General features: G+C 47.2%; 7 protein-coding genes. 3 read left to right on the top strand and 4 right to left on the bottom strand.

Features of this window, described 5'->3' with window-relative positions:
- Positions 1-1,037: NFACT family protein (locus RLO19_RS09515; protein ID WP_446355851.1), on the bottom strand; the 1,037-nt coding region annotated here is incomplete at its 3' end.
- A gap of 245 nt (positions 1,038-1,282) precedes the next feature.
- Between RLO19_RS09515 and remA the strand changes: the two genes are divergently transcribed.
- The 3 genes from remA (at position 1,283) to RLO19_RS09500 (ending at position 3,382) form a co-directional block, all read left to right on the top strand.
- Positions 1,283-1,549 (top strand): extracellular matrix/biofilm regulator RemA, encoded by a 267-nt coding sequence (gene remA, locus RLO19_RS09510; protein ID WP_446355850.1) that lies wholly within the window; start codon positions 1,283-1,285, stop codon positions 1,547-1,549.
- A gap of 15 nt (positions 1,550-1,564) precedes the next feature.
- Positions 1,565-2,125 (top strand): guanylate kinase, encoded by a 561-nt coding sequence (gene gmk / locus RLO19_RS09505; RefSeq protein ID WP_446355848.1) that lies wholly within the window; start codon positions 1,565-1,567, stop codon positions 2,123-2,125.
- A 270-nt stretch (positions 2,126-2,395) separates the two neighbouring features.
- Complete coding sequence (locus RLO19_RS09500; RefSeq protein ID WP_446355847.1) at positions 2,396-3,382, top strand: GGDEF domain-containing protein; 987 nt, start codon at positions 2,396-2,398, stop codon at positions 3,380-3,382.
- A gap of 86 nt (positions 3,383-3,468) precedes the next feature.
- Here RLO19_RS09500 and RLO19_RS09495 read toward each other — a convergent pair whose 3' ends face one another.
- From RLO19_RS09495 to RLO19_RS09485, 3 genes are all read right to left on the bottom strand, one after another.
- Positions 3,469-5,148: an EamA family transporter gene (locus RLO19_RS09495; RefSeq protein WP_446355845.1), complete on the bottom strand. Its 1,680-nt coding sequence runs from the start codon at positions 5,146-5,148 to the stop codon at positions 3,469-3,471.
- 528 nt (positions 5,149-5,676) lie between these two features.
- Complete coding sequence (locus tag RLO19_RS09490) at positions 5,677-6,069, bottom strand: hypothetical protein (RefSeq protein WP_446355844.1); 393 nt, start codon at positions 6,067-6,069, stop codon at positions 5,677-5,679.
- Positions 6,030-6,527 (bottom strand): NB-ARC domain-containing protein, encoded by a 498-nt coding sequence (locus RLO19_RS09485; RefSeq protein WP_446355842.1) that lies wholly within the window; start codon positions 6,525-6,527, stop codon positions 6,030-6,032. Before RLO19_RS09485 ends, RLO19_RS09490 begins: the two co-directional genes overlap by 40 nt.
- Positions 6,528-6,631 lie beyond the last annotated feature (104 nt).

Here is a 6,631-nt window from a genome sequence, read left to right as displayed (position 1 = left end):
ACGTTATCAGTAAAACCCGCCCCTACAACCCCATCTTCCCGAACAAGGGCGGGTTTAGTTAAGTTATCAGTTTTCTCCAAAACGTTATCTGTAAAACCCGCCCCTACAACCCCATCTTCCCGAATAAGGGCGGGTTTAGTTAAGTTATCAGTTTTCTCCAAAACGTTATCTGTAAAACCCGCCCCTACAACCCCATCTTCCCGAACAAGGGCGGGTTTAGTTAAGTTATCAGTTTTCTCCAAAACGTTATCCGTAAAACCCGCCCCTACAACTCTGGTTCCCTGCACCCCGGCTCCCCAATCCTCCAGCGCCCATAGCCATTCTTGCCAGCGCTGAAACAGCCGTTGCCAATCCTGTGTTCCTAAACTTTCCGTGGACCCTTGAGGATCTAAATCGGCAGACTGTATCATGGAACGCACCAGTGCTGGACTTAATCCCCGATAACTCTTGAGTAATTGCCGTTTTAACGCTCCTGGAACTAAGCTAACTCGTTCCTGCCAACGCTCTTGAGACTCACTCAAACTGGGCAGATTACCCAACAAAGCCGGCGGATGTTCATAAGGCTGACCGGTTTGAATGGGACGGACGCTCGATTGCTGGGGACCAACTTGATGGGCGGCTGTGACAATGATATTTTTAGCGTCTGTAAGAATAACGTTACTATATTTACCCATAATTTCCACATACAGATGCCAGAGAATCGGATCTGTGGGGCGTCGGGCAAATTGCAAATCTAACACCCTCTCCCAAGGAGCAATGAACTGAATCCCTACCAGCGCCAACCCATTTAACTGATGTCGCAGTTGGTCACTAAACGTAAATGTATCCGGTATTCGAGGCGGCGGATCACTCAAGCAAATTCGGGCGGCTTGGGGATGCCAAGCCACTGTCAGCCATCCTCTACCCTGAAGCGTTCGCAAGCATAGAGCAATGGTATAGCGATCGCGCTGATAAACTTGTTCAAGTCGTCCTGGTATCCAACCCGCTTGTAACTGTGCACAAGCGGCTGTCAAGGTCGTAAAGTCAACCTGTTGCATGGCGATTCTGTCTTGGTAACGGTGTTTGGTGCAAAGAAAGCGTCCGTTGTCGTCTGAGTATCTACTTAATAGCAGATGACAAGTAAGCCGAATTTATGTCAAGCAAATCTAATCTTTTTTTAGGGTAAACCCGAAAATCGGGCTTTTCTGTGCGATTTAACCTTGTAAGCCTAAATTTTTGTAGATAACATTGTAATCAAATCCCTAGTAATCGCTCCTCAGGCGGCTTTTGCCGTTAATTTTTCATGGACATTCAACTGATCAATATCGGTTTTGGTAACATTGTTTCGGCAAATCGTGTCGTGGCAATCGTTTCTCCAGAGTCTGCCCCTATTAAGCGTATCATTACAGATGCCCGCGATCGCGGGCAACTGATTGATGCGACCTATGGGCGGCGCACTCGAGCCGTCATCGTTACTGATTCTAGTCATGTTATTTTATCAGCGATTCAACCGGAAACGGTTGCTCATCGCTTTGTCATTGGCAAAGATGGAGCAACTAACAATAATTAATTCGACAAGGAACCGATGAGCAAACCAGGCAGACTTATTGTAATAACGGGTCCTTCTGGCGTGGGGAAAGGGACTCTAGTCCGTTTACTTTTAAAGCGACACCCGCAACTGTATCTATCGATTTCAACCACCACCCGTCAACCCCGCCCTGGTGAAGTGGAGGGACAACATTATTATTTTGTCAGTCGGGATACCTTTCAGGAGATGGTAACCGCCAATGAGTTATTAGAATGGGCAGAATATGCGGGGAACTATTATGGCACACCCCGCAAACCCGTTGAACAGCAGATTAAACGGGGTGAGTCTGTTCTCTTAGAAATTGAACTAGAGGGAGCAAGGCAAATTCAACAAACCTTTCCCACCGCCTTACGTATTTTTATTGTGCCCCCCAATGTGGCAGAACTCGAACAGCGCATTCGTCGGCGGGGTCAGGATAGTGAGGAGGCGATCGCGCGACGCCTGGAACGAGCTCAAGCTGAAATCGAGGCGGCGGATGAATTTGATCTGCAAATTGTCAATGACAACCTGGAAGATGCTCTTGTGAGTCTAGAAGCGGCTATTTTTACTCAGCATTAATCAATCCAGTAGAGACGCTGGTGTACAGGAAAACCCGATCATAGAAATTTTAACACTAACGATGGGGATCGATTGACTTTTATCAATGATCCATGGCTTCAGCTGCCACAGAGGATGTTAGGGAAAGGCAAGCTCACCTGTGTAGTCAACCCTGAGCCGATCATCAGCCAACATACCGGATGAGTGGCTTCAACAGACCAGTCATGCCAGTATGGAAGAACCGATATCAGGGGCATCACTACATCTGACAGTTTAAAAGCGCACGTAAGTATGCAAAGCCAATTAAATACCCCTGTACTAGAACAATTGATTGATTTACTGCAATCGAGTTATTCGGTGGAAGAGGCATGTACAACCATTGAACCCTTAGTTCGACAACTTTTTCCCCATGAGATTGGGGCGATTTTTGTGATGAACTCCTCAAAAAACTTACTGGAGGCGATCGCGAGTTGGGGTTCTATCCCCTTGACGAGCGATTCAGTCTTTTCGCCCCACGAATGCCTAGCATTACGACGCAGACAGGCTCATTTGGTCGATGATACTCATTATTGCTTAAACTGCCAGCATATTCGCGCTAATTCTCCCGCCGTGGAAACCTTTTGTGTTCCTATGATTACCCATGGAGAAGTGGTGGGTTTGTTGTCCGTCAGTTCACTCCAACGGGGGCGAATTGCCCAAACTCGACAGTTAGCAGAGAAAGTGGCGAAGCATATTGGCTTGGCATTAGCCAACTTAAAACTCCGAGAAACTCTGCAAACCCAGACGTTTCGAGATCCGCTGACGAAGCTTTATAACCGACGGTATCTAGAAGAATGCTTGGAACGAGAGATCCGCAAGTCTCAACGTAAACCCCAGCCTATCGGGGTGATTTTATTGGAAATTGATGGGATGGAACAGTTAAATGACAGATTTGGGCAAGCCGTGGCTGATTTTCTGTTACGCGAGATTGGTTTTTTATTGCCCAGCCAAATTCGGACGTCTGATATTGCCTGTCGTTACGGCGGTCAACAATTTCTCCTATTATTGCCAGAAGCTGCGTTAGCCGTCACCCAACGACGCGCCGAACAAATGCGACAGAGAATTCAGCTACTCAGTTTAGAATATCGGGGTCAATCCCTGGGTTCTGTGACAATTTCTGTAGGGGTAGCCAGTTTTGCTGAACATGGTAAAACGGCGAAGGAAGTCCTGCAAGCGGCTCAGATAGCCCTAAATATTGCGATCGCCGGAGGACGCGATCGCGTTGTCACAGCATCCTGAGCCATGGAGACGTAGCATGCTACGTCTCTACATTAGATTGTTTCCCTGCTTCCGGGATGGCGCGATTCCCTACGGGATAGCTTCGCTTACCGCACTATGCTTAAAGCTGCCACTCCTATCGTTACCAGCACCATACCCACAATTTGAGAAACCGTTAATGGACTCTGAATCAGAATCCAAGCCAACAATGCCGTTAACACAGGTAAGGTAGCCCCCAAAACCGAAGCACTAGCTGCACCAATTCTCTTCATTCCCATGGTGTTGAAGACATAACTAATCAGAGTAACACCGCCTAAAACCAAACCACTAATTATTAGATTTGACCCCAAACTCGGCGCAAATGCCAAACCCCACGATGCAGGGAAGGATATGATTACACCCAAGGCGGAAAATATCAGGACGATGGCTAAGTTCAGCAACAGAATTGGCATCGGATGAAGCTGTTTTGCCAGGTTTTGCATAAACATCAAATGCAGTGCAAAGGCGATCGCTGATCCTGATGCCAGGGTAACGCCGAATTGGGAAAGTTCTCCGCTACCACTGGGTAGAGTCGTCAGCACAAACCCAGCAATCACCGTAGCGAAGATAATGAAATGACTCCATCGATTGAAGCGATCGCTCAGTAGTAACAGCACGATTGGATAGATAAAGAAAATAATCACAGCCACACCGGGCGCAATGATTCCTAATGCCCAATACAGCAATACTTTGGATAAGAATACCGAAAACCCACTACATACGAGAGTACCGAATAAACCCCAATTGCGCGATCGCACAACCTGCTGAATATCTCGCCACACCGCCGGATAAAACCCCCGACTCAAAATTGCCGCCATCGGTACAACTACCAACATGCGTGACCATAGTATCAGTAAGGCATTCCCTAGGGTCGGCAGCCAAAAACCGCCCACAGGTGCTGATACTCCCGCGATCGCTGTGGCATTAAAAATAATATTGACAAAAACGTTTTCAAATGCTATTGCTAGCAACGATAACAGCACCAGCACTAACCCAACCAGCCGTTTCCCCATGGATTGTTTTTGCGGGCGTCTTTGAAACTGGGTAGACGGAATAACGGGTAAAGGTGATTGAGACGCAGAGGTGACGATTTCACCTTGATGAGAGGGAGGAGAAGATCCATCCTGATCAGGCGGTGGTAACGTTAGATGATTAGGGGCGGCGGGAGGGATTTGAGCACGGGGTTCAGGGGTAGAGGATAGGGGAGACATTTCAGCTTTGAGTCGATTCACCAGTGTCTCTAGAATCACCGACCCTTGTTCCTGTAGACTATACATCTGGCTCAACTGTTGGGAAATTGAACTTTGATAGCTATTGAGATCCTGTTGTAGTGTTCTAAACGTGATTCTCAGGGTGTTATCTAAGGAGGCGACTACTTCCTGGATGGTTTGCTGATGATTTCCCACCGTCTGCTCCAGGGAGAGTGTTTCTGAAGACTGGGCGAGTTGTTTGAGTCGCTGACTAAGTAAGTCTTGCAGTTGATTGGCTAAGGCTGGGGCAATCTCAGACGCCAATTCTGGCTGTTGAGTCAAGTGCTGCTGTCGTTGATCATGCAGCGTTTTAATCTCCTCGGTCAACTGGGCTTTTTCTTGTTGTAGCCGCTCAATCTCCTGAGTAAACTGAGTCATAAGACTGTGACGCAATGTCTCTATGCCTTCAATACTCTCCGTCATGGATTGCAAGAGATCGGCGGCGGCTTGTTGTTCTCGATTCTCCGCGTTGTCCGGTTGATTGTCTAGTTGCCCCATTTGCATTTAACCTTTGATTAACCTCACCGCTTTGAGTCGGATGATGAATTTTAGCCACGCAAAAGTAGAGCGTCAAGTCTTTTGATGTCTCTTAATGTACCGCTTATTGGTCTTATACCCAATCCGCTTTGGGAATTCATGCCAGATCTAATTTTTGCACGAGTGTCGTGAGATTACACCGGGCATAGCCAACGACTTGAGCTATAGGCGACAGCAGAGCGCTCTCCCGAAGGGGAGCGTCGGGAAGGATAGCCTGACAAGGCGAGCGAAGCGGAGTTGTCAAATTTCATGGGTCGAATATATACTAGAAACGTGGCAAACGTAAAATAAATAGATTTGCCGTCCTACGCCTTTGTTTCGGGCAATGCACAGAGTAGACACCCATAGCTGGAATACGTTTTCTGGAAACGCAAAAAACGAAAGCTTAAAAACAAGTTCTCACACTTAAGAAAAAAGTATTAAAAAGTGGGTCTGGACATCTTACTCACTATAAAAAGCTCGAATCCTACGCTCTAGAAATAGAGATCATTATAGATGTAGTAGGTGGGAGAAGCCAGCAGCGTATACTTGTATCGCTGTCTGGAGTATGTCACGAGAGTGATCCTGTAGCCAAAAGAGAATTTGCAGCAGGGTTTGAGACAAGCTTTCAAATTGCTGGTTAAGCAACGCTTCCAGGTGATCGCCTACAACGATAGTATTCTGGCGGCGAAATGCGTTTACATTCCCGGCAAAAATCGACTGAATCAGCGGTATTATGGTTTTCAATGCCAATGGATTACCCCGGTACAGTTGCCACAGAGCCGATAGTCCGGGTTCTTTGCCGGTGAATCCTCCGGCTTGCAGTAATGCCATTGCATCAGCTTGTTCTAAGCCTTGCAAGGTTAAACAGCGAACCCATTTAGAGTTAGCCGCGATCGCCATAAGAGACAATCAAAGTCAGACTGGACGCGATCGCATAGAGCAACGGTGAGGGCTGTTTTGCCAATCCCACCCATGCCCACGATTGCCACGAGTTTACAATTGTCTGTAGTAATCCACTCCTCTAACTGATTTAACGGTTGAGTTCGTCCATAGAAATGATCCAAATCCGGCGCTTCATCCCAGTCAATCAGGGGAGACTTGAGTTTGGGTACATTAGGGTTTAGGCTTTCGGGAAGTTGTGCGATCGCTTGCCAATCAATGATACCCACAGCTTTACAGATAGAAATAAAGGCATCCTGTTGAATCCGTTCCCCGCGCCAAAAGCGGCGTAGAGTCGCTCTGGAGGTATGTGCATCTTCCCACCAACAGGCGGTGCTAGTTTTCGTCCAGCCGAGACGTTTCCTTGCTCGGTCTACAATAGTTAATCCTTCTGTGGATGCACAGAGCGAGTTATTCATAGTAGCATGATTGGTCAGGATAGTATCTGCCAAGAACTCAAGTTCTTGGCTAAAAGCTCAAGTCCATTAAAATGGACTAAAATCCCTATACTGTCTATTAATTA

The sequence above is a fragment of the Coleofasciculus sp. G2-EDA-02 genome, assembly GCF_040226375.1.
Taxonomy (GTDB): Bacteria; Cyanobacteriota; Cyanobacteriia; order Cyanobacteriales; family Coleofasciculaceae; genus Coleofasciculus.
The sequence above is the reverse complement of the archived record's forward strand: the minus strand, read 5'-3'. Positions and strand labels throughout refer to the sequence as shown.